This window comes from Pantoea sp. K16 (assembly GCF_048452805.1).
Lineage (GTDB): Bacteria > Pseudomonadota > Gammaproteobacteria > Enterobacterales > Enterobacteriaceae > Pantoea > Pantoea agglomerans.
On the sequence record NZ_JBLWNV010000014.1, the window covers coordinates 1 to 24,105 of the forward strand.

At 55.6% G+C, this 24,105-nt stretch carries 21 protein-coding genes and 1 pseudogene; 13 read left to right on the forward strand and 9 right to left on the reverse strand.

All coding sequences use genetic code 11. The annotated features are described in order from the left end of the window. Positions 1–348 (reverse strand): annotated as a pseudogene (locus tag ACK13D_RS17760) (hypothetical protein); the annotation flags it as partial. A gap of 3 nt (positions 349–351) precedes the next feature. On the opposite strand from ACK13D_RS17760, the gene mdtD reads away from it, so the two are divergent. Next, on the forward strand, positions 352–1,752 hold the full coding sequence (gene mdtD / locus ACK13D_RS17765) for a multidrug transporter subunit MdtD (protein WP_010258829.1): 1,401 nt from the start codon (positions 352–354) through the stop codon (positions 1,750–1,752). On the opposite strand, the gene rbsR is transcribed toward mdtD, so the two are convergent. The 7 genes from rbsR to ACK13D_RS17800 form a co-directional block, all read right to left on the reverse strand. Continuing rightward, the gene (gene rbsR / locus ACK13D_RS17770) at positions 1,749–2,732 is read right to left on the reverse strand and encodes a ribose operon transcriptional repressor RbsR (RefSeq protein ID WP_033759297.1); all 984 of its coding nucleotides are present in this window, start codon (positions 2,730–2,732) and stop codon (positions 1,749–1,751) included. The genes mdtD and rbsR overlap by 4 nt on opposite strands. 13 nt (positions 2,733–2,745) lie before the next feature. Beyond that, on the reverse strand, positions 2,746–3,675 hold the full coding sequence (gene rbsK, locus ACK13D_RS17775; protein ID WP_060681381.1) for a ribokinase: 930 nt from the start codon (positions 3,673–3,675) through the stop codon (positions 2,746–2,748). 62 nt (positions 3,676–3,737) lie between these two features. Beyond that, positions 3,738–4,613, reverse strand: coding sequence for a ribose ABC transporter substrate-binding protein RbsB (rbsB, locus tag ACK13D_RS17780; RefSeq protein ID WP_052270980.1), 876 nt, complete (start codon positions 4,611–4,613; stop codon positions 3,738–3,740). 25 nt (positions 4,614–4,638) lie between these two features. Further along, positions 4,639–5,610 carry a ribose ABC transporter permease gene (gene rbsC / locus ACK13D_RS17785; protein WP_010258841.1) on the reverse strand — a complete coding sequence of 324 codons (972 nt, stop codon included), beginning with the start codon at positions 5,608–5,610 and terminating at the stop codon, positions 4,639–4,641. Continuing rightward, positions 5,607–7,115: a ribose ABC transporter ATP-binding protein RbsA gene (gene rbsA / locus ACK13D_RS17790; RefSeq protein ID WP_033768394.1), complete on the reverse strand. Its 1,509-nt coding sequence runs from the start codon at positions 7,113–7,115 to the stop codon at positions 5,607–5,609. Before rbsA ends, rbsC begins: the two co-directional genes overlap by 4 nt. Before the next feature lie 7 nt (positions 7,116–7,122). Then, a complete protein-coding gene (gene rbsD / locus ACK13D_RS17795) occupies positions 7,123–7,542 on the reverse strand; it encodes a D-ribose pyranase (protein WP_050679987.1) in 420 nt (139 codons plus the stop codon). A 182-nt stretch (positions 7,543–7,724) separates the two neighbouring features. Beyond that, a complete protein-coding gene (locus ACK13D_RS17800; protein ID WP_010258845.1) occupies positions 7,725–8,132 on the reverse strand; it encodes a YgiW/YdeI family stress tolerance OB fold protein in 408 nt (135 codons plus the stop codon). 162 nt (positions 8,133–8,294) lie between these two features. Between ACK13D_RS17800 and qseB the strand changes: the two genes are divergently transcribed. Beyond that, positions 8,295–8,966 (forward strand): quorum sensing response regulator transcription factor QseB, encoded by a 672-nt coding sequence (qseB, locus tag ACK13D_RS17805; protein WP_010258847.1) that lies wholly within the window; start codon positions 8,295–8,297, stop codon positions 8,964–8,966. Further along, the gene (qseC, locus tag ACK13D_RS17810) at positions 8,954–10,309 is read left to right on the forward strand and encodes a quorum sensing histidine kinase QseC (protein ID WP_122457444.1); all 1,356 of its coding nucleotides are present in this window, start codon (positions 8,954–8,956) and stop codon (positions 10,307–10,309) included. Before qseB ends, qseC begins: the two co-directional genes overlap by 13 nt. A 15-nt stretch (positions 10,310–10,324) precedes the next feature. Here the strand turns inward: qseC and kup are convergent, their stop codons facing one another. Further along, on the reverse strand, positions 10,325–12,193 hold the full coding sequence (gene kup / locus ACK13D_RS17815) for a low affinity potassium transporter Kup (RefSeq protein ID WP_010258849.1): 1,869 nt from the start codon (positions 12,191–12,193) through the stop codon (positions 10,325–10,327). A gap of 291 nt (positions 12,194–12,484) precedes the next feature. Between kup and ravA the strand changes: the two genes are divergently transcribed. The 10 genes from ravA (at position 12,485) to atpE (ending at position 24,061) form a co-directional block, all read left to right on the forward strand. Further along, entirely contained in the window at positions 12,485–13,981 is a 1,497-nt protein-coding gene (gene ravA / locus ACK13D_RS17820; protein ID WP_010258850.1) for an ATPase RavA, read from the forward strand. Next, complete coding sequence (gene viaA / locus ACK13D_RS17825; RefSeq protein WP_010258852.1) at positions 13,978–15,438, forward strand: ATPase RavA stimulator ViaA; 1,461 nt, start codon at positions 13,978–13,980, stop codon at positions 15,436–15,438. Before ravA ends, viaA begins: the two co-directional genes overlap by 4 nt. A gap of 71 nt (positions 15,439–15,509) precedes the next feature. Next, on the forward strand, positions 15,510–17,648 hold the full coding sequence (gene ovoA, locus ACK13D_RS17830) for a 5-histidylcysteine sulfoxide synthase (protein ID WP_033780804.1): 2,139 nt from the start codon (positions 15,510–15,512) through the stop codon (positions 17,646–17,648). 103 nt (positions 17,649–17,751) lie between these two features. Then, positions 17,752–18,213 carry a transcriptional regulator AsnC gene (gene asnC, locus ACK13D_RS17835; RefSeq protein WP_003849496.1) on the forward strand — a complete coding sequence of 154 codons (462 nt, stop codon included), beginning with the start codon at positions 17,752–17,754 and terminating at the stop codon, positions 18,211–18,213. A 155-nt stretch (positions 18,214–18,368) separates the two neighbouring features. Next, a complete protein-coding gene (gene mioC / locus ACK13D_RS17840) occupies positions 18,369–18,809 on the forward strand; it encodes an FMN-binding protein MioC (protein ID WP_418796967.1) in 441 nt (146 codons plus the stop codon). A gap of 432 nt (positions 18,810–19,241) precedes the next feature. After that, positions 19,242–21,131, forward strand: coding sequence for a tRNA uridine-5-carboxymethylaminomethyl(34) synthesis enzyme MnmG (mnmG, locus tag ACK13D_RS17845; protein ID WP_089415174.1), 1,890 nt, complete (start codon positions 19,242–19,244; stop codon positions 21,129–21,131). 48 nt (positions 21,132–21,179) lie between these two features. Continuing rightward, positions 21,180–21,797, forward strand: coding sequence for a 16S rRNA (guanine(527)-N(7))-methyltransferase RsmG (rsmG, locus tag ACK13D_RS17850; RefSeq protein WP_010258859.1), 618 nt, complete (start codon positions 21,180–21,182; stop codon positions 21,795–21,797). A gap of 711 nt (positions 21,798–22,508) precedes the next feature. Beyond that, the gene (gene atpI / locus ACK13D_RS17855) at positions 22,509–22,889 is read left to right on the forward strand and encodes a F0F1 ATP synthase subunit I (protein WP_010258861.1); all 381 of its coding nucleotides are present in this window, start codon (positions 22,509–22,511) and stop codon (positions 22,887–22,889) included. 8 nt (positions 22,890–22,897) lie between these two features. Continuing rightward, complete coding sequence (gene atpB / locus ACK13D_RS17860) at positions 22,898–23,716, forward strand: F0F1 ATP synthase subunit A (protein ID WP_010258863.1); 819 nt, start codon at positions 22,898–22,900, stop codon at positions 23,714–23,716. 105 nt (positions 23,717–23,821) lie between these two features. Next, positions 23,822–24,061 (forward strand): F0F1 ATP synthase subunit C, encoded by a 240-nt coding sequence (gene atpE / locus ACK13D_RS17865; protein WP_003849523.1) that lies wholly within the window; start codon positions 23,822–23,824, stop codon positions 24,059–24,061. Positions 24,062–24,105: the final 44 nt, after the last annotated feature.

A 24,105-nucleotide genomic window follows, 5' to 3' on the forward strand; every position in this document is an offset into this window, starting at 1 on the left:
GCGTCCTGTCGCGAGGTGGCGTATATTACGCTTTCCTCCTGCAGAGTCAACCTCTATTTCAGAAGTTTTTCTCCGGCGGCGCAGTCTCCTGTGCCTCTCAACCCGCTTTCCGTTGCCGGTGTTCCGTGTTGATGGAGGCGCATTATAGGGAGTTTCCGCGGGCTGACAAGCGTTTCTTTGAATTAATTTGCTGAGCGCATCTTTTTTAAACGAACGGCTTAAAAAGAGACGTTTCATGACGGAATAACGCACAAAAATCGCCATTAAACGTTGTAAAGAGACCTGCCGTTGCTTAATGCGGGTGCTATTATTTTGCTTCTTCTCGCAGGATAACCCCAGGAAGGACACTCAATGATAAAATCCGCGCGCAGCATGGCTGGTTTGCCATGGATAGCTGCCATGGCCTTTTTCATGCAGTCACTCGACGCCACCATACTGAATACTGCCCTGCCCGCTATCGCCACCAGCCTCGACCGTTCTCCTCTGGCCATGCAATCCGCCGTCATCAGTTACACCCTGACTGTCGCTATGTTGATTCCGGTCAGCGGCTGGCTCGCCGATCGCTACGGCACGCGCAAGGTGTTTATCGTTGCCGTTTCGCTGTTCACCCTCGGCTCGCTGGCTTGCGCACTTTCTCCCACACTCCAGGTACTGGTCATCTCGCGCATCATACAGGGCGTCGGTGGCGCAATGATGATGCCGGTCGCGCGACTGGCGCTGTTACGCGCCTATCCGCGCAGTGAGCTGTTGCCGGTGCTCAACTTTGTCACCATGCCGGGATTAGTTGGCCCGATACTGGGGCCAATGCTGGGCGGCGTGCTGGTGACCTACGCGACCTGGCACTGGATTTTCCTGATTAATATCCCGATTGGCATTCTCGGCATTATCTACGCACGCAAATATATGCCGGACTTCACCACGCCGAAGCGCCGCTTCGACTTTTTCGGCTTCTTATTGTTCGGGGCCGGACTGGTGATGATCTCGATTGGGATTGAGCTGTTTGGCGAGCGGATTGTTTCCGCCTGGCTGGCGGGCGGGATATTACTCAGCGGGATTGTGCTTTTGCTTCTTTATATAGTGCATGCCCGAAATCACCCTTCGCCACTGATCAATCTGCCGATGTTTAAAACCCGGACGTTCTCAGTGGGCATCGGTGGCAACATCGCGTCACGTCTTGGCACCGGTTGTGTGCCCTTTTTGATGCCGCTCATGTTGCAGGTCGGCTTTGGCTATTCAGCGATTATAGCGGGCTGCATGATGGCACCTATCGCCATTGGTTCAATACTGGCGAAGTCGACGGTGACGCAACTGCTGCGCTGGCTGGGTTACCGCCGCCTGCTGGTTGGCATTACCGCCATTATTGGCATTCTGATCGCCAGCTTCTCTCTGCAGTCGCCCGCTGAAAGCATCATCGTGCTATTACTTCCGCTGTTTATTCTCGGCATGGCCATGTCTACGCAGTTTACCGCCATGAATACCATCACCCTGGCCGATCTGAATGATGATAACGCCAGCGGCGGTAACAGCGTGCTGGCCGTGACTCAGCAGCTAGCGATCAGTTTTGGTGTGGCCGTCAGCGCCGCGGTGCTGCGCTTCTACCAGGAGTTTGAAACCAGCACCATTTCACAGTTCCACGCCACGTTTATGACCATGGGCGTGGTAACAGTACTGTCGGCGCTGACCTTTATGCTGCTGAAAAACGGCGATGGCCGTAATCTGATCAGTAATCGCGACAAAAAGAAAAAGCGCTAAACCGATCCACGCACCACCAGTTCCGGCGTCAGCACCAGCGTTTGCTGACTGGCGTCGGGATTGCTGAGACGATGGAGCAGGGTGTCTATCGCCAGTTCACCCAGCGCATCTTTCGGCTGATGAATGGTACTCAGTGGCGGAGTGAGATAGCGCGCCAGTTCGATATCGTCATATCCCATTACCGCCATCTGCTGCGGAACCTGCATGCCGGCCTGATAGAGTGCGTGATAAACGCCCACCGCCATGGCATCGTTGCTGGTGAAAACCGCTTCCGGCGGCGTTTCCAGCGCCAGCAGTTCGACCATCCCGTTGTAGCCTCCCTGGAATTCAAAGTCACCATTCACCACATAGCCGGGCAGAATCGCCAGGCCACTCTTTGTCATGGCGTTGCGATAACCTTCCAGGCGCATTCGAGCCGGGGTTTTATCCTGTGGACCGGCGATACAGGCGATGCGGGTATAACCACTGTCGATAAGATGCTGAGTCGCCAGCTCCCCGCCCAGCAGCGCGTTATCCTGAATAATGTCACCACGGCCTTCAAACGGCGCCCAGTCCATCATGACGGCAGGTATAGAGGGATAACGGTTCAGAATGTCGGCCGAGGGCAGGTGACTTTCCGTACACATGATCAATAAACCGTCGACGCGCTTCTGCATCAGCGTTTCCAGGCTGCGGTTCATCCGCTCTTCATCACCTGCCGTGTTACAGAGAATCAGGCTGTAGCCACGCTGATAGCAGCTCTCCTCCACACCCCGCACCACTTCGGCATAAAATGGGTTACTACTGGTGGTCAGCAGCATACCGATCGTGTGCGTCTGATTGATTTTCAGACTGCGCGCCAGCGCAGAGGGGGCGTAATTCAGATGGCGGATGGCCTGCTCAACTTTTTCGCGCACGCCTTCACTAACAAAGCGATTGTTATTGATAACGTGCGAGACAGTGGAGGTAGAGACGCCCGCCAGGCGAGCGACATCTTTCATGGTGCTCAAATGCTTAGCCCTGCTGCTGCAAAAATTCATCGATCTCCGCGCGCCACGGCACGGAGGGCTGCGCACCCGAGCGGGTAACGGCGATAGCAGCGGCGGCATGGGCAAACCGCACCGCGTCATACATCGTTTTCTGCTCCAGCCGCGCGGTAATAAAGGCGCCATTAAAGGTGTCGCCCGCCGCGATGGTGTCGATAGCTTTAACACTGAAGCCAGCAATACGCTGACCTTCTCCCTGCTCGCTCAGCCAGACACCGCGGCGACCCAGAGTAATCAGAACCGTGCCGATACCTTTCGCATGCAGTACTGCCGCAGCGCGGGCGGCATCTTCATCGTTGCTGACCGCAATGCCGGTCAGACTCTCGGCTTCGGTTTCATTCGGGGTAATAATGTCGATCAACGCCAGCAGTTCATCTGAGAGCTGGGTGGCGGGTGCAGGATTGAGAATAACCTGCGTCTGATGCTGTCGGGCAAGCGTCGCGGCGGCCAGCACACTTTCCAGCGGTGATTCCAGCTGCATTAATAGTGCATCGGCGTCGGCGATAATCTGCTGATGGCGCGTCACGCAGGCGGGTGTTAACGCCGCGTTTGCACCGGAGTAGATGCCGATGTTGTTCTCACCGTCACCATTGACGAAAATCATCGCCACGCCGGTTGACTCACCCTCGACCACTTCGACCGGCGTGGTATCAATATTGTCCTGGGCCAGTTGCTGACGAACACGTTCACCAATGTCGTCAGCGCCCACACAGGCGATAAATGCGATATCGGCACCAGCACGACCGGCGGCGACAGCCTGATTCGCACCCTTACCGCCAAACGCAATCTGATAATTCTGCCCGATCACCGTTTCACCGGGACGAGGAAAGTGCGCCAGATTAAGGATGTGGTCAGCGTTAATGCTGCCAAGAACGGCCAGTTTTGCGTTTTTGCTCATTAGGGGAGTCCGGAATAAGTGCGCCACCAGGAGGGTGGCGCAGTGCCCTGCTTTTCTTTGAGTTATTGAGTGACCAGCTTCAGGTCGACCGGGTTGATCGCCTTCACTTTTTCACCCTTCAGCACTTTATCAGCGGTATCTACGCCGATCATGCCAATTTTGTCTGGCATCTGTGCCACGGTCGCGGACAGTTTGCCACCTTCTACCGCTTTAACGCCATCAGCAGTACCGTCAAAACCAACGACGATCACACCAGTTTTACCAGCGGTCTGCAGCGCACGCAGTGCACCCAGCGCCATTTCGTCGTTCTGAGCGAATACGGCCTGAACGTCCGGGTGTGCCTGAAGCAGGTTCTGCATGACGTTCAGACCTTTGGTACGGTCAAAATCGGCTGGCTGGCTGGCGAGGATCTGGAATTTATGCGCATCAGCGGCCTGTTTGAAGCCTTCGCCACGCTCACGGGCGGCAGAAGTCCCGGCAATGCCCTGCAGTTCAATAATTTTGGCGCTTTCGCCGACTTTTTTGGCGATGAAGTCGCCGGCCATTTTACCGCCGAAACGGTTATCGGAGGCGACGTGGCTGACAACGGTGCCCTGTGCCGCAACGCGATCCAGCGTGATAACCGGAATGTTCGCCTGGTTAGCCATCTTCACCGCATTGCCCACAGCATCAGAGTCGGTTGGGTTGATCAGCAGCAATTTGGTGCCGCGAACCGTCAGATCCTGCACGTTAGCCAGCTCTTTCGCCGGGTTGTTCTGTGAATCCAGCACCACCAGGTTGTAGCCCAGTTTGTCCGCTTCTTTCTGCGCGCCCTCTTTCAGCGAAACAAAGAACGGGTTATTCAGGGTTGAAACCACCAGCGCGATAGTATCTTTAGCCATAGCGCTGGTACTGAGCGTTGCGCCAAGGATCACGGCCAGTGCGGTTAACTTTTTCATCATGTCATCCTGTGTAAGGTCAGAGTTATTTACTGCTTTTATTATCTACCAGCACCGCCAGCAGGATTACTACCGCCTTAACGATCATCTGGTAGTACGAAGAGACGCCCATCAGGTTCAGGCCGTTGTTCAGGAAGCCGAGGATCAGCGCGCCAATCAGGGTGCCGAAAATACGGCCCTTACCGCCTGCCAGGCTGGTTCCGCCCAGCACGACCGCAGCAATCGCATCCAGCTCATAGCCGGTACCCGCTGTCGGCTGTGCCGAAGAAAGGCGCGCCACTTCAATGGTGCCAGCCAGCGCTGCCAGCATGCCACTCAGTGAATAGACGATGATTTTGACGCGATTCACATTGATGCCGGAGAGACGCGTTGCCGCTTCATTACCGCCAAGCGCATAGATATAGCGACCCAGACGGGTGTGCTGCAGCATGTACCAGGCAGCAATAAAGACCAGCGCCATCAGCCAGACCGGCGCAGGGATACCCAGCGGACGACCGATACCAAACCAGCCCAGCAGATCGGCATTGGCATTAAAACCCGTGTTTACCGGACTGCCATCGGTGTAGACCATGGTGACACCACGCAGCAGCAGCATCATGACCAGCGTGGCGATAAACGCCTGCACTTTGCCGCGCGCCACAATGGTGCCGGTCAGGGCACCGATTGCCGCTCCCAGCGCCAGCGACGCCGCCACCGCGACCAGGGCATTGACCTCCATACCCACCAGCGACGCACCCACCGCGCCAGTCAGGGCCAGCAGCGATCCCACAGAGAGGTCGATACCAGAAGTCAGGATCACCAGCGTCATCCCGACCGCCATAATGGCGTTAACCGAGGTCTGCTGCAGAATGTTGAACAGGTTCGCCACGGTAAAGAAGTTCGGGCTCTGGCTGGCCACCACGGCGATCAGCACCATCAGCGCAATCAGCGACTTCTGTTCCAGTAGCCAGCTTTTGCTAAACCAGCGACGGCTGGCAGGTAAAGTTTGGGTCGTCATACCACTAAATCCTCGCTGTGTTGCTTGCCTACGGCGGCTGCCATCAGGCTCTCCTGAGTGGCTTCTTCTCGGGTAAATTCGCCGCTGATACGGCCTTCATGCATCACCAGAATCCGATCGCTCATGCCCAGCACTTCCGGCATTTCCGAGGAGACCAGAATGATGCTCAGCCCTTCGGCTTTAAACTGGTTAATCAGTTGATAGATCTCTTTCTTCGCGCCGACATCCACACCGCGTGTCGGTTCATCCAGAATCAGTACGTTAGGCCGGGTCATCAGCCCGCGGGCAATCGCCACTTTCTGCTGGTTGCCGCCCGAAAGCAGACCAATGGGCTGCTCCATTGAAGGCGTTTTAACGTTAAACAGCCGGATAAAGTCGCCCACGGCCAGCTGCTCTGCCGCATGTTTCAGCGTGCCGCTGCCGTGACTGAAATAGCCTAACGCTGTCAGCGACATGTTCTCTTTTACTGACATGCCCAGCACCAGGCCATCGCGCTTACGATCTTCGGAGATATAGACGATGCCGTTAGCCAGCCCATCCTGCGGTGAGCGCGTCACCACTTCCCGACCATTGAGCCACAGTGTGCCTTCGCGACGCGGCAGGGCGCCGTAAAGCACCTTCATCAGTTCGGTACGGCCCGCGCCCATCAAGCCAGACACGCCGAGGATTTCACCTTTGCGCAGGCTGAAACTGACGTTATCCACGCCCGGTCCGCTGACGTTTTCCACTTTCAGCCGCACGTCGCCTGGTGCCTGATCAATATGGGGATATTGATCTTCCAGCTTACGGCCGACCATCATCTCGATCAGGCTCTCTTCAGTCAGCTCGCTGACCGGGCGTTCAGCAATAAACTGACCGTCGCGGAACACCGTGACGTCATCGCAGATCTCAAAGATCTCTTTCATGCGATGCGAGATATAGACGATGCCGCAGCCCTGCGCTTTCAGTTCGTTGATCACCCGGAACAGCGACAGCGTTTCGGTATCAGTCAGCGCATCGGTCGGCTCATCCATGATGATCACCTGCGACTCAAAGCTCAGGACTTTGGCGATTTCGACCATCTGCTGATCGCCAATCGACAAATCCCCCACCAGCTTGTGGCTGCTGAAGCGCAGATTAAGCCGTTTAAGCAGCGCATCAGCTTCGGCATACATACGCGGCCACTGGATACGGCCAAAACGGCTGACATATTCGCGGCCGAGAAAAATATTCTCCGCCACGGTTAATTGAGGGATCAGGTTCAGTTCCTGATGAATGATGCCAATACCCGCTTCCTGAGACGCTTTCGGCCCGCTGAAACGGGTCTCTTTGCCCAGCCAGCGCAGCGTACCGGCATCATATTGATAGATGCCGGTCAGCACTTTCATCATGGTGGACTTGCCTGCGCCGTTCTCGCCCACCAGCGCCATCACGCGTCCTGCCCGGACATTCAGCGACGCCCCCTTGAGGGCTTTCACACCCGGAAAGGATTTTTCAATGCCGTCGAGTTGCAGTAAAAGTTGCATAGCGGCCTCAGAAGGTCACACCGGCGCTGAGGATGACATTCGCAAACGGAGAGCACTCTCCGCTGCGAATGACCGCCTGACTACGCTGCGTTTGTTGTTTGAATTGTTCATGACTGGTGTAGCTGATGGTGATGATATTCCCCTGGTGCTGTTGCAAGGCTTCGAGCACGGCGACAAGCGCGCTATGAAGTGGCGGATTATGCTGCTTAATCTCTTCCGCGATCAGGGCGCTCTCTACCTGCATCTCCAGTGCGACAGCATTAACCACCTGCATAAAATCGGGCGTACCCGGCGTGAGCGCTAAATCGATGCGCTGCGGTCCGGCCGGAATCGGCAAGCCTGCATCGGCAATAGTCAGCGTATCCGTGTGTCCCAGGCGGGCAATCACATGAGAGAGTTCAGCGTTTAACAAGCGACCTTTTTTCATCTTTTCACTCCACAGCGAAACGTTTCGCTGTCAGGAGTGTATGAAAAGCCGCCATCAACTCAACCGGCAAAGAAGAAATCTGTGATCGCTATCGAAACGTTTCGCTCACGCGGGGAGAAATTTGTATTAAGTCGGGGGAGGGGCAGAAAAAAGGGCCGCGAACGCGGCCCCGGAGGAGAGGATTAAGGCAGTTTCTTAACCTGCTTAACGTCCATCTCAATGCTGTTGAAATCTTTATCCAGTTCACCTGTCAGCTCGACGTTGTCTTTAGGTGAGATAGTCTGGCCGTTCCAGTGCTTGTGGTCGATTTCGACTTTCATGGTGCCGGTCTGGTCGCGGAACAGATAATCTTCGTTGCCGATCTGTTTCTCCAGCTTACCGCGCACGGTGACCCAGCTGTCATCTTTCATCTCTTCAGCCTGCTTTACGGTCACCACACTGGTGTGATCGGCACTGAAACCACCCTGACCGGCTGCTGCCTGCGTCTGTGCGGCTGGCGCACTGGGATCAACAAATCCACCCTGCTGTGCAGCGAAAACCGGGGCGGAAGCCAGCATTACGACGGCCAGAATTGCAGCGTGCTTTTTCATTTTGTCACCTCTTTTCCATGATGTGGTTCGTCTTGTTGAGCTTAGTTGACCATAAAGTTCTTAACAGCTTCTTAAGAGGCAAAAATAAGCTATTTTCGCCGAAATCAGCTGTACAAGCAGGAAGTTGCTTCGTATAAAGCGCTATCGGAACAGGGAGACGTGATGCGTATTTTACTGATTGAAGATGATCGTTTAATTGGCGACGGTATCAAGGCGGGGCTGAGTAAACTGGGCTTCAGCGTTGACTGGTTTACCTCTGGTGAGGCGGGCTTTAACGCGCTGGAGGCCGCGCCCTGGGATGCGGTGATCCTGGATCTCTCACTGCCCGAGCGGGATGGGCTCGATATTCTGCGGCAGTGGCGACAGCAGGGCAAAGATGTACCGGTACTGATACTGACCGCACGCGATGCGCTCGATCAGCGGGTCGAAGGCCTGCAACTGGGAGCCGACGACTATCTGTGTAAACCCTTTGCCTTAACCGAAGTGGCTGCTCGCTTACAGGCGCTGATCCGCCGCCGTCATGGCCAGCTGCAGCCCGAACTCCGGCACGGTAATGTGGTGCTGATCCCCGGCAGCCATAGTGTGATGCGCGAAGGTGAGGCGATTGCGCTGAAAAGCCGTGAACTGGCGCTGCTGGAACTGTTTATGCGAAACCCGGGCCGGGTGCTGACACGCAGCCAGCTGGAAGAGAAGCTCTACAACTGGGACGCCGATGTCTCCAGCAATGCGGTAGAGGTTCACATTCATCATCTGCGTAAAAAACTGGGCAGCCAGTTTATCCGCACGCTGCACGGCGTCGGTTATACCCTGGGAGCGGCTGAATGCGATCAATGAGCCTGTTTCTGCGGCTGGGTATCGGTTTTGTGCTGCTGCTCGGGATCTGCTGGGCCAGCGCCAGCCTGAGTGCCTGGCATCAGACACGTGAAACCCTTGATGAGCTCTTCGATACCCAGCAGATGCTGCTGGCAAAGCGTCTGCTGACGCTGGATTTCTCCTCGCTGGACAACGCCACTCTGCCTAAAACCAAAGAGATACTGCGCCACCATCGCGGCGATCAGGATGACGACGCCCTGGCCTTTGCCGTCTTCACGCGTGACGGCCGGCAGGTGATGAATGATGGTGACAATGGCCGCTACCTGCCGTTTGAGGCGGAGTATCAGGGATTTCATGAGGGCCAGCTCACCAATGATGACGATCGCTGGCGGTTTGTCTGGCTGACTACGCCCGACCAGCAGTTCCGGGTGGTGGTGGGTCAGGAGTCCGAATACCGTGACGACATGACGCGGGATCTGATGAAAGCCAGCATGCTGCCCTGGCTGATCGCGCTGCCCTTTATGTTGCTGCTGCTGATCGGTCTGGTCTGGTCTGAACTGCGCCCTCTGAAGACGCTGGCACAGCAGCTGGCGCAGCGCGCGCCCGATGATGATACGCCGCTGCAGGCAGACCGCGTGCCGAAAGAGGTGCAACCGCTGATGGTCGCGCTCAACGGTCTGTTCAGCCGCATCAGCGCAATGATGCAGCGTGAACGGCGCTTTACCTCTGATGCCGCACATGAGCTGCGCAGTCCGCTGGCGGCGCTGCAGGTGCAAAGCGAGGTGATCCAGCTGACTGCGGATGATGAAGTGATGCGAACCCATGCGCTGCAGCAACTGGATGCCGGCATTATCCGCGCAACCCGGCTGGTGGATCAGCTGCTGACGCTGTCACGGGTTGAAGCTGATGATGCACGCAGCGCCTTCGAAACGGTGGCGCTGAAACGCACGGTCCAGGAGACGCTGGCTGCACAGCTGCCGCTGGCGGATAAAACGGGTGTCACGCTGCGGCTGCATGCTGACGCCGATCCGCAGATTCAGGGGCATCCGCTGTTACTGTCACTGCTGGTGCGTAATCTGCTGGATAATGCCATTCGCTATACGCCAGCGGGCAGCGAAGTTGATGTGCGGCTTCAGGCGAATAGCCTGTCGGTAGAAGATAACGGCGAAGGTCTGAGTGCAGCCGATCTGCAACGGCTTGGTGAACGTTTCTGGCGACCGCCAGGTCAGGAGAAAAGCGGAAGCGGACTGGGATTATCGATAGTCCGCAATATCGCCCAGTTGCACGGGATGCAGGTCAGCTTCAGCCAGCGCTCGGGCGGCGGATTATGCGTTATGCTGCGCTGGTCAGCGCCCGCCCCGTAAGGCGGGCGCTGCAGATTAAATCTCGACCTGGGTGCCCAGCTCAATCACCCGGTTTGGCGGGATCTCAAACTGGTCTGGCGCACGGAGCGCATTGCGCTGCAGCGCCAGGAAGAGTTTGCCACGCAGGCGCAGATACCACGGTCGTTTGCCGATAATCAGCGACTCATGCGACATGAAGAACGATGTCTCCATCATGCGGCAGTTGAGCCCTTCAAGCCCGCAGCGGTGGAAAATCTCCTCGACGTTTGGCGTTTCGCGCCAGCCGTAGCTGGCCACCACCCGCCAGAAGGTGGGCGACAGCTGCTCAATCGTCACGCGACGCACGTTATGCACGTAAGGCGCATCTTCCGTCCGCAACGTCAGCAGCACCACCCGCTCATGCAACACTTTGTTGTGCTTAAGGTTATGCAGCATGGCAAACGGAATCACATTCAGCGCACGCGACATATAGACCGCGGTGCCCGGCACGCGAACCGGCGGCGATTTCTCCAGTGACGCGATCATCGCCTCCAGGGAGTTGCCATGCTCGTGCATGCGGCGCAGCAGGCGGAAACGTTCGCTTTTCCACGTCGTCATAATGATAAACATCACCAAGCCGAGACAGAGCGGCAGCCAGCCACCGGAGAAGATTTTCACCAGGTTGGCGGTAAACAGCGGCACATCGATACAGAGCATCAGTACCAGGATGACGGCAACCGCCAGCTTATTCCAGTGCCAGTTTTTAACCGCCACGGTACAGGAGAGCATCGCGGTCAGCACCATGGTGCCGGTGACGGCGATACCGTAGGCCGCAGCCAGATTACTTGAATGCTCAAAGCTGATAATCACAATCAGCACGGCGAAGTAGAGTACCCAGTTAATCACCGGAATATAGATCTGGCCCGATTCGCGCTCAGAGGTGTGGATGATACGCATCCCCGGCAGATAACCCAGTCGCACCGCCTGACGCGTCAGCGAGAAGACGCCGGAGATCACCGCCTGCGAGGCAATCACCGTGGCCAGCGTCGCCAGAATCAGCATCGGGATCAGCGCCCAGTCCGGCGCCAGCAGGAAGAAAGGGTTTTTAATCGCTTTGGGATCGCTGAGTAACAGCGCGCCCTGACCAAAGTAGTTCAGGACCAGCGACGGCAGCACCACCGAGAACCAGGCCAGTCGGATCGGCACTTTACCGAAGTGACCCATATCGGCATACAGCGCTTCAACCCCGGTAATCGCCAGTACCACCGCGCCAAGCGCGAAGAATGAGACAGATTTATAGTGCAGGAAGAACTCGACCGCATAGGCGGGATTCAGCGCATGCAGCACTTCCGGGTTTTTCATGATGCCGCTGACCCCAAGGATCGCCAGCACCAGGAACCACACCAGCATCACTGGCGCGAAGAGTTTGCCCACCATGCCGGTACCATGTTTCTGAATCGCAAACAGCAGCGTCAGCACCGCAATCGACATCGGCACAATAAAGGGATCCAGCGACGGCGCGGCAATCTCCAGGCCTTCAATGGCTGACATCACCGAAATGGCCGGCGTGATGACCACTTCCCCATAGAAGAAGCTGCCGCCAATCAGGCCCATGATCACCAGCACTGCCGTGGCGCGTGCACCCGTATGGCGGCCCGCCAGCGACATCAGTGTCAGAATACCGCCTTCACCGGCATTGTCGGCGCGCATCACATAACTGATGTACTTCAGTGATACCACCAGCACCAGCAGCCAGAAAATCAGCGACAAAAAGCCAAACACCGCTTCCCGCTCAACGCCGAAGCCGAACTGTCCGGAGAGACATTCACGCAAGGTATACAGCGGACTGGTGCCGATATCCCCGTAAACAACACCAATAGCGGCCAGCGTTAACCCGCGAAGTGACTGCTTATTATCCGAGCTCATAGAGTTATCTTTTGTTGGAGTCTAAGAGGCGCAACAACCCCTCGCTCAGGCCATCAAAAAGCGCACAGTATGCACGGTTTGCCGAAAATTCCTATACCCGCTTCGCCTGTCTGCCAGGGTAACGGGGTGGTTTCAGGCATTAAAGCGTTAATCAGCGCCGCTTTCAAAGCAGGCAAACCTTATGAAACAAAAAAGCTGACAGCTATCAACGCTTTCACGCATGATGATCTATAGAGTAAGGCGCTTGCTGAAGCGCGGCGGCCCGACGATCGTAAGGACATTGAAGTGATTATGGCTCAACCCCATCTTTTGGCAGAAAGAATTTCTCGCCTTAGCAATGCGTTAGAAAAAGGATTGTATGAGCGACATCATGCCATCCGCCTTTGCCTGCTGGCAGCGCTGAGCGGTGAAAGCGTATTCCTGCTGGGACCGCCCGGCATCGCCAAGAGCCTGATTGCCCGCCGCCTGAAATATGCCTTTCAGCACGCCCGCGCCTTTGAATATCTGATGACCCGTTTCTCCACACCGGAAGAGGTGTTTGGCCCGCTATCTATTCAGGCACTGAAGGATGAAGGGCGCTATCAGCGCCTTACTAAAGGTTATCTGCCCGACGCGGAGATTGTTTTTCTGGATGAGATCTGGAAAGCCGGCCCGGCGATTCTGAATACCCTGCTGACCGCTATCAACGAACGCCGCTTCCGCAATGGCGACAGCGAAGAGGCCATTCCGATGCGTCTGCTGGTCACCGCCTCTAATGAAATGCCGGAAGCGGACAGCGGCCTTGAAGCGCTCTATGACCGGATGCTAATCCGCCTGTGGCTGGATAATGTGCATGAGAAGCAGAACTTTCGCAGCATGCTGACCCATCAGCAGGATGAGCACACCAATCCGGTCGCGGAATCCCTGCGCATCAGTGATGAGGAGTATGCGCAGTGGCAGCTCGGCATCAGTCAGGTCAGCCTCCCGGATGCGGTGTTCGAGCTGATTTATCAGCTGCGCCAGCAACTGGAAAGCCAGCCCGCTGCGCCCTATATTTCCGATCGTCGCTGGAAAAAAGCTATTCATCTGCTGCAGGCCAGCGCCTTTTACAGTGGCCGCAGCGCCATTGCGCCGATAGACCTGATCCTGCTGAAAGATTGCCTCTGGCACGACGTCGCGTCCATGCAGCTGCTGGAGCGCGAAATCGATCAGCTGATGACACAGCACGCCTGGCAGCAGCAGCCGATGCTGCTGAAACTGCATCAGATAAAAGCGCGTCGCATGGCTCTGCAGCAGCAACAGAGCATCGCACAGGCGATCACCCTGGAAAAACACAGTGGGATGTTCAGTCGCAAACCCCATTACGATCTGCCGGAAAGCTTCACTGATGAGCAACTGACGCTGATGCTGCAAAAGCCGCTGATGCTGCATGACATGCAGGTGACACATCTGGTTATCGCGCGTGATGCACTGAATCAGTGGCTGCAGAAAGGGGGCGAGGTTCGCGGCAAGCTCAATGGAATTGGCTTTGCGCAGAGTCTGGATTTACAGGTGGATGCACAGCACTGCCTGGCTATCCGTGATGTCAGCCTGCAATCGTCGCGTCTGACACTGCCTGGCGTCAGCAACAGCGAGCCGCTGCCCGGTGAGATCACCGAAGCGCTGGATGCACTGGAGAGTGAACTGCGGTCGCAGCGTCATCTGTTCAGCCAGCACCAGCGCTGCCTGTTTATCAGTGATGACTGGCTGGCGCGGGTTGAAACCAGCCTGCAGGATGTGGCGGAACAGTTGAAACAGGCGCGTAAATGATCCCACTGGAGACGCTCAGCACACTGCTCTCCGTGGGTGAAACCGAACTGATTGAAGAGCTGATTATTGCCCTGCTGGCGTCTCCACAGCTGGCGCTGTTTTTTGAAAAGTTTCCCGGGCTGAAAAAAGCACTGTTACGCGATGTGCCACGCTGGCGAGCGGAGATCAACGCTGAGCTCAAAGCCACGCCGGTTCCGGCCACGCTGGCCGAAGAGTTTCAGCTGTTCCAGCGGGTACAACTCCTCAGCGATCGTGAATTCAGCCACCAGCTGAATGCCACGCTTCAGGCGCTTGAAAGCCTGCCTTCCCCTTTTCTGGATGAAGCCAACCGGCTGCTGCAGCACACCGATATCAGCCATCTCAGCAGCGCGCAGCACCAGCTTTTTCTACAGCGCTGGCGGCTGAGCCTGACCTTACAGACCCTGACGCTGAATCAGACGTTGCTGGAACAGCAGCGCGAACGCCTGCTGGCGGAACTGCAGCAGCGTATGGCGCTGAGCGGTCAGCTGGCACCGATTCTTGGCGACGATGACGAAGCCGCCGCTGGCCGGCTGTGGGACATGAGCAAAGCGTCACTGCAGCCTGGCGACTATCAACTGATGCTGCAATATGGCGACTTTCTGGCGCAGCAGCCGGAGCTGCTGAAACTGGCCCAGCAGCTGGGTCGCAGCCGCGAGGCAAAATCGGTGCCGTCGCAGGATGCCCCTATGGAGGCCTTGCACCATATGGTGCAGGAACCTGCGGCCGTGCCGGAGGAGGTCAGCGGCATTCACCAGAGCGATGACGTGCTGCGTCTGCTGCCGCCGGAGTTAGCTGCGCTGAGTATCAGTGAACTGGAGCTGGAGTTTTACCGGCGGCTGGTAGAGAAACGGCTGCTGACCTACAAGCTGCAGGGCGATGCCTGGCATGAAAAGGTCACGATGCGTCCTGCCAGCCACCAGCAGCATGAAGAGCAGCCACGCGGGCCTTTCATCGTCTGCGTCGATACCTCGGGTTCGATGGGTGGCTTCAATGAGCGCTGCGCCAAAGCGTTTTGTCTGGCGCTGCTGAAAGTCGCGCTGGCCGATCGCCGTCGCTGCTACATCATGCTGTTTGCGCATGAGGTGATCGGCTATGAACTGACCGGTGATGACGGGCTGGAACAGGCGATTCGCTTTCTCAGTCAGCGCTTTCGCGGCGGCACCGATCTGGCAGCCTGCCTCTCTTCCGTTGTGACCCGAATGGAAGGCGTCCTGTGGCAGGAAGCCGATGCGGTGATCGTCTCCGATTTTATTGCCCAGCGTCTGCCGGAAGAGGTGATCGGGACTATTAAAACGCGTCAGCGAAATAATCAGCAACGTTTTCACGCCGTGGCTATGTCGGCCCACGGGAAACCAGGCATTCTGCGCATCTTCGACCATATCTGGCGTTTCGATACCGGCATGAAAAGCCGTCTGCTGCGTCACTGGCGGCGTTAAGTCATCGGGCAGAAATGCATATTTGCTATAGTAAATTACCGTTTCACTTACTCAGCAATCTGGAGCTTCCTGTGACGCTTGCTCAACCTCATCGCGATCTGCCTGCGCCGACGCGAACGCTACTGCTCTCCGGCCATAACATTGAACAAAAACGTGCCGAATTGCTGGCCTATTTCCACCAGACCTGGGAACAGTATGAAAGTCTGTTTACCTGTCTGGCCGATTCCCAGGCCTGGTTTACCAAAGCCATTCCGCTGCGCCATCCTTTAATCTTCTATTTTGGCCACACCGCTACCTTCTACATTAATAAGCTGATGGCCGGACGCCTTATCGACGCGCGTCTGGACGATCGTATCGAAGCGATGATGGCGATTGGTGTGGATGAGATGAGCTGGGACGATCTCAACGACAGCCACTATGACTGGCCCACTGTCGAAGAAGTCCGCGAATACCGCGGGCGCGTTAAAGCGCTGGTCAGCGATCTGATCCAGACCCTGCCGCTGACTCTGCCGATCACCTGGGAGAGTCCGGCCTGGGTGATCCTGATGGGCATTGAGCATGAGCGTATTCATCTGGAAACGTCCAGCGTACTGATACGCCAGTTACCGGTCGGGTGGGTGAAACCCCAGCCCGCGTGGCCGGTCTGCCCGATGGCGCGCCACCAGCGCGAGGCTGTTCCGGCCAATACCCTGCTGCCGATGCCCGGCGGCACCGTCACGCTGGGTAAAACCGACGATACCTATGGCTGGGATGTCGAATATGGCCGCCAGCAGATCGCGCTGCAGCCGTTCAGGGCGAGCAAAATGCTGGTCAGCAACGCGGAATTCCTGGCGTTCGTTGAGGCGGGGGGTTATCAGGACGCTCGCTGGTGGGATGACGAAGGCTGGGGCTGGTGTCAGTTTGCAAAAGCGGAGATGCCCACCTTCTGGGTCGGCACGCCTGCGATGCCCGATCAGCTTAAACTGCGTCTGATGTGTGAAGAAGTCGCAATGCCGTGGGACTGGCCAGCCGAGGTTAACCAGCTGGAAGCGGCGGCCTTCTGCCGCTGGAAAGCGGATCAGACGGGAATGAGTGTTCAGCTCCCCTGTGAAGCGGAGTGGGCTCAGCTGCGCGAACAGGTCGCGGGCGATCAGCCGGATTGGGATCGGGCACCGGGCAACATTAACCTTGCATACTGGGCTTCCTCTTCACCGGTCGATCTCTTCGCCCAGGGCGACTTCTTCGATATCGTCGGTAACGTCTGGCAGTGGACGACCACGCCGACCAACGGCTTTGAAGATTTTAAAGTCCACCCGCTTTACGATGATTTCTCTACCCCGACCTTTGATGGCAAACATTCGCTGATCAAAGGCGGTAGCTGGATATCGACCGGCAACGAAGCGCTGAAATCGGCACGCTATGCGTTCCGCCGCCACTTCTTCCAGCATGCCGGTTTCCGCTACGTGGTTTCCAGCCATCAGGAAACCATGGCGCTGAACCCGTATGAATCTGACGCCATGGTGTCGCAATACCTCGACTTCCAGTATGGCCCGCGCTATTTCGGCGTGGATAACTATGCCGAAAGCTTGGTAAACCTGGCGCTGAACTACACCACAGCACGCGGCGAGGCACTGGATATCGGCTGTGCCACCGGACGCGCCAGTTTTGAACTGGCCCGCCACTTTGAACGTGTCACCGGCATGGACTACTCGGCGCGCTTCATCGATGTGGCGCTTCAGCTGGCCAGCGGCGAAGACTTCCGTTATCTCCTGCCACAGGAAGGCGATCTGGTGGAGTATCGCCAGGTTCGCCTGAAAGATTTCGCGCTGGAGAGCGAACTGGCGCAGCGGATTCAGTTTGTTCAGGGCGACGCCTGTAACCTTAAGCCGCAACCCGCCCGTTACGATCTGGTACTTGCATCCAACCTGATCGATCGCCTGCGTCAGCCCGCACGCTTCCTGCGGGATGTCACGCCGATGCTGCGTCAGGGCGGCATTCTGGTGCTCTCATCGCCCTATACCTGGCTGGAGGATTTCACGCCGAAGGAGAACTGGCTGGGCGGCGTGCGTGAAAACGGTGAGGCACTGACGACGCTGCAGGCACTGCAACGTCTGCTGGCGGCCGACTTCGACCTGGTCGATGAACCGCAGGATAAACCGTTTGTGATCCGCGAAACGGCCCGCAAGTTCCAGCACACGCTGGCGCAGGTCACCGTCTGGCGCAAACGCTAAGTGAACCGGCAGCGACGCCCGTCGCTGCCGGGAGTTGCCTGAACCACTATTTTGCTGCACATTCATCCTTGTTTACTTAAGCAGACCAATAACGAGGATGGCCATGGCCGAACATCTGCAGCTCGATAACCTGGATCGCGGCATTCTGAATGCCCTGCTCGACAATGCGCGCACTGCTTACGCCGAGTTGGCAAAACAGTTTAACGTCAGCCCCGGCACCATTCATGTCCGCGTGGAGAAGATGAAGCAGGCGGGCATTATCCTGGGCACCCGGGTTGATATCGATCCGCGCCAGCTGGGGTTTGATGTCTGCTGTTTTATCGGCATCATCCTTAAGAGCGCGCGTGACTATCCGGCGGCGCTGAGCAAACTGGATGCGCTGGATGAAGTGGTTGAAGCCTGGTACACCACCGGCCACTACAGCATCTTTATTAAGGTGATGTGCCGATCCATTGATGCCCTGCAACAGGTGCTGATCAACAAGATCCAGACCATAGATGAAATTCAGTCGACGGAAACGCTGATCTCGCTGCAAAACCCGATCATGCGCACTATCAAGCCCTGATCCTTCTCCGCCTTGTGCATAATCTTATCCCTGACGAATGTGGCGGCTGGCAACGGCTGCGTTCGCTTCTCATAATCTATTAACCCTGTTGTCCACAGGTGGATCACCGCTTGATCACAGCGTACAATGCTCGCCTTAATGTCCGGGAGAGCAAGATGGCCGATATTACCTTAATCAGTGGCAGTACTCTGGGTAGCGCAGAGTATGTGGCTGAACATCTGGAAGAAAAATTACAGGAAGCGGGCTTCTCAACGCAGATGCTGCATGGCCCGGAGCTGGATGAAGTGCCACATGAGGGTATCTGGCTGGTGGTCTGTTCAACTCACGGTGCAGGCGATATTCCCGATAACCTGCTGCCGCTGTTCGAAGCCATCACGGAAAGCCAGCCCGATCTCTCGCAGGTCCGGTTTGGTGCCATCGGACTCGGCAATCATGAATATGATCTCTTTTGTGGCGCGATCCGCCAGATTGAAGCCCTGTTAATTGCTCAGGGTGCCCGCCAGGTCGGCGATCGTCTGGAGATTGATGTGCTGGAGCATGAGATCCCTGAAGATCCCGCGGAAGCCTGGCTGGAAAGCTGGAAAAAGGCGATCTGAAGGGGGCTGGGGATCGCGAAATAGTGACGATCCCCAGTGGAACATGCTGATTTTATCCTTTTCCGCTCGTTTATTTTGTGGATAACTACCCTCTTTTACTGCGTATAACCGGTAGTTATCCAAAGAACAACCGTAGAATGAATTTTGAGCTGTGGATAACATGTCATTTTGATCCCAGCTTATACGGATCAGGATCACCGATCACTAACAGGTAGTGATCCTCTTCATCCTGTTGTTTCTGCTGTGCTTCTGGCACATATCCACAGAAAAGCGGGATCCTAATAAGAGATCTAACAGAAAGATCATATACAGATCTAAGATCCTTTCTTTTAAAACCGGACGATCCCGCGGCTTTCACCCCAGACGGAATTTGAGTAGAATCCACGCCCCAGGACGACGATCCTGCAAGTTCATCAACCGAGGTACCACTTCATGTTTTATCAGGATCCTTTTGACGTCATCGTAATTGGTGGTGGTCATGCGGGCACCGAAGCCGCAATGGCGGCAGCCCGAATGGGTCAGCAAACCCTGTTACTCACCCATAACATTGATACGCTTGGACAAATGTCCTGTAACCCGGCGATTGGTGGGATTGGCAAAGGACATTTGGTGAAGGAAGTGGATGCCCTGGGTGGTCTGATGGCCAGTGCGATTGACCAGGCGGGTATCCAGTTTAGGATACTAAACGCCAGCAAAGGTCCGGCAGTGCGGGCAACTCGTGCTCAGGCGGATCGCGTGCTCTATCGCCAGGCAGTGCGTACGGCACTGGAGAACCAGCCCAATCTGATGATCTTCCAGCAGGCGGTCGACGATCTTATCGTGGAAAACGATCGTGTGGTGGGTGCAGTCACCCAGATGGGACTGAAGTTCCGCGCGAAAACCGTCGTCCTCACCGTCGGCACGTTTCTTGACGGCAAAATTCATATCGGTCTGGATAATTACAGTGGCGGTCGTGCAGGTGATCCCCCGTCCATTCCGCTGGCAAAACGACTGCGTGCGCTGCCGCTGCGGGTAGACCGCCTCAAGACTGGTACGCCACCGCGTATCGATGCGCGCACCATCGATTTTTCAGTGCTCAGCCCGCAGCACGGCGATAACCCGATGCCGGTGTTCTCGTTTATGGGCAATGCGTCTCAGCATCCGCAGCAGGTACCGTGCTGGATCACTCACACCAATGAGAAAACCCATGAGGTGATCCGCAATAATCTGGATCGCAGCCCGATGTATGCCGGGATCATCGAGGGGATCGGTCCACGCTACTGCCCGTCTATCGAAGACAAAGTGATGCGCTTTGCCGATCGTAACTCGCATCAGATCTTCCTGGAGCCGGAAGGGCTGACCAGCAATGAGATCTACCCGAATGGCATCTCAACCAGTCTGCCATTCGATGTGCAGATTCAGATCGTTCGCTCCATGCAGGGCATGGAGAATGCGAAGATCGTGCGTCCGGGCTATGCCATCGAGTATGACTTCTTCGATCCACGCGATCTCAAACTGACGCTGGAGAGCAAATTTATTCACGGCCTGTTCTTTGCCGGCCAGATCAACGGCACAACCGGCTACGAAGAAGCCGCTGCACAGGGGATGCTGGCGGGGCTGAACGCCGCCCGTCAGTCTGCGGACAAAGAGGGCTGGGCACCACGTCGTGACCAGGCTTATCTGGGCGTACTGGTTGATGACCTCTGCACGCTCGGTACCAAAGAGCCGTACCGGATGTTTACCTCCCGTGCTGAATATCGTCTGATGCTGCGCGAAGACAATGCCGATCTGCGTCTGACCGAAACCGGTCGTGAACTGGGTCTGGTGGATGATGCGCGCTGGGCGCGTTTCAATCAGAAGCTGGAAGCGATTGAACAGGAGCGTCAGCGCCTGCGCGATATCTGGGTCCATCCGAAGTCAGAGCACGTGACGGAAGTGAATACGGTACTCAGCGCGCCGCTGACCAAAGAAGCGAGCGGCGAAGATCTGCTGCGCCGTCCTGAGCTGACCTATCTGAAGCTGATGACGCTGGATGCCTTTGGTCCGACACTGGCTGATGAGCAGGCCGCTGAGCAGGTTGAGATTCAGGTCAAATATGAAGGTTATATCGCGCGTCAGCAGGAAGAGATCGATCGCCAGCTGCGCAACGAGAACACGCTGTTACCGGTGGAGCTCGACTATCGCCAGGTGAACGGCCTCTCAAATGAGGTTATCGCCAAGCTGAACGATCACAAACCGAGTTCGATTGGTCAGGCGACGCGTATCTCCGGTATTACGCCGGCGGCCATCTCAATTCTGCTTATCTATCTGAAAAAACAGGGTCTGCTGCGTAAAAGCGCCTGATCTGAAAACGGGGCGAGGAGACTCGCCCCCGCTGAATGGACTTATGCTGTGATCAACACACTCACGTCGCTGCTACAGGCAGCCGGTATTTCCCTCTCCGATCAACAAAAACAGCAGCTGGTTGCCTATGTCGGCCTGCTGGATAAGTGGAACAAAGCCTACAATCTGACATCAGTGCGCGATCCGCAGCAGATGCTGGTACGCCATATCCTCGACAGCATCGTGGTGGCGCCGCATCTGCAAGGCTCACGTTTCATTGATGTTGGAACCGGACCAGGACTGCCTGGCATTCCGCTGGCTATCGTGATGCCTGATGCGCACTTTACGTTGCTCGACAGCCTGGGCAAGCGGGTGCGTTTCCTGCGTCAGGTTCAGCATGAGTTAGGACTCACTAACATTACTCCGGTGCAGAGCCGGGTTGAGGCGTTCCCGGCTGAGCCGCCCTTTGATGGCGTGATCAGTCGTGCATTTGCCTCGCTGACCGACATGGTGAACTGGTGTCATCATCTGCCGGGAAGAGAAGGGCGCTTCTTCGCGCTGAAAGGCGTGCGTCCGGACGATGAAATTGCGGAGTTACCGGCAGGCTACGTCTCTGATGCTGTGATTAAGTTGCAGGTACCGCAGCTGGAAGGTGATCGCCACCTGGTCATTCTTCGTCACCAATAGGCTTTCGACTGGCAGAGATTTAGCGTTTATCTGCCAGTGATTTTCGTCAGTTCCGGGATGAAAAAAGTGCAGATGATGCGCTATCAATAAAAGATTTTGATTAAGCCCTGGCTGACCGAAGGTTAAAACGCTGACGGAAATTATCCGAAAAGCTCTGTTACATTTAACGTTTAATTCACATTCAGTTATCAGAAATATCACTTGTATAGGCGGGTCGCTGAATAAAAGTAGTCACGGCAGAAAATATATCGCGGTAATAACTTTGCGTGCGTAATATCAATTACACGATTCTTAAGCACAGTTCGATGTCAATAGCGTGTTTTCTGTGAAAATAGTCTTGCAGATGCATTTTTATAATTTCAATGATTTGATTTTATTGAGTTAATTTGTAATACAGATTGTTCTTAAATAGCGCGAAGATAAAACTCAGTGTAGTGAAAGTGCTTATTATGTGATCTAAAGCACGCTTTAAAAGCAAGTTGCGAGAGAATTTTCAGTCAGATTAGGGTGAATCTCTGCAGGGTAATCTTTGGAAAAATAGCCCTCCGGAAAGAAATTTAAATAATTGTTCACCTTTTCGCTACTTACCGATTGAAATCGCAGGTGCGGCCCGTATAATTTGCACGGCTTTTGCTGCTTGACTCAACTGCGCAAAGGCAGTCTTATACGACACGCGACATACCCCTAACGGGGCAGGAGAGTATCAGCGTCATGTCAGTGTCTCTTTACAGTGTAAAATACGCCCGAACGGTGCTGATGATTCAGCTGGTGACGATAGTCATCATCGGTGCACTCTTTGCTCTTAAAGATGTCATCTGGGGTCTCTCTGCTCTTGCTGGCGGTGCGGCAGCCTGGCTGCCAAACGTATTGTTTTTGTTTTTAGCCTGGCGCCTGCAGGGGCAAACCCCAGCTTCGGGGCGAGTCGCGTGGAGCTTCGCTTTGGGTGAAATAGCCAAAGTGTTTGCGACCATCATTTTGCTCATTGTGGCGTTGGGTCTATTCGGAGCGGTTTTCTGGCCGGTCGGAATAACCTGGTTATCGGTGCTGGTGGTACAAATGCTGGCACCGGCGGTAATTAACAACAAAGGGTAAGAGGCATCATGGCTGCAGGAGAAATCTCTACTCCGCAAGAGTACATTGGTCACCACCTGACTCATCTTCAGTTGGACCTGCGTACCTTCGAGATAGTGAATCCGCACGACGCTCCCGCGACGTTCTGGGTATTAAATATCGATTCCATGTTTTTCTCTATGGTGCTGGGAATCATCTTCCTGGTGTTGTTCCGTAGCGTGGCAAAATCTGCCACCAGCGGTGTGCCAGGGAAAATGCAGGCGGCTATCGAACTGGTTGTCGGTTTCGTCGATAGTAACGTGCGCGACATGTATCACGGTAAGAGCAAACTTATCGCCCCGCTGGCTCTGACAATCTTTGTCTGGGTCTTCCTGATGAACTTCATGGATCTGCTGCCAATCGACTTGCTGCCATATATTGGCGAGCACGTATTGGGGTTACCGGCGCTGCGCGTCGTACCATCTGCAGACGTGAACATCACGCTATCTATGGCGTTGGGCGTATTTATTTTGATTCTGTTCTACAGCATCAAAATGAAAGGCATTGGCGGCTTCACTAAAGAGCTGACGCTGCAGCCTTTTAACCACCCGATCTTCATCCCGATCAACCTGATTCTGGAAGGTGTGAGCCTGCTGTCTAAGCCTGTATCACTGGGTTTACGACTGTTCGGTAACATGTATGCGGGTGAACTGATCTTTATCCTTATTGCCGGTCTGTTGCCGTGGTGGTCGCAGTGGGTGCTGAATGTGCCGTGGGCCATTTTCCACATCCTGATCATTTCGCTACAGGCTTTCATTTTCATGGTCCTCACGATTGTCTATCTGTCGATGGCATCTGAAGAACATTGATTTTTTTCTCAACACTACTTTCCCTCTTGATTTCGGGTTGCAGCGCACACCGCTGAAGCCCGGAAGATGAAGGGAGCATTTAACTGAAACAAACTGGAGACTGTCATGGAAAACCTGAATATGGATCTGCTGTACATGGCTGCCGCTGTGATGATGGGCCTGGCGGCAATCGGTGCTGCGATCGGTATCGGCATCCTCGGAGGAAAATTCCTGGAAGGCGCTGCTCGTCAGCCTGACCTGATTCCTCTGCTGCGTACGCAGTTCTTTGTTGTAATGGGTCTGGTGGATGCAATCCCGATGATCGCTGTTGGTCTGGGTCTGTACGTGATGTTTGCTGTCGCCTAAAGCCCTGTGTTCACTCAGCGCACAATGTGCAAGGGTGAACGGAT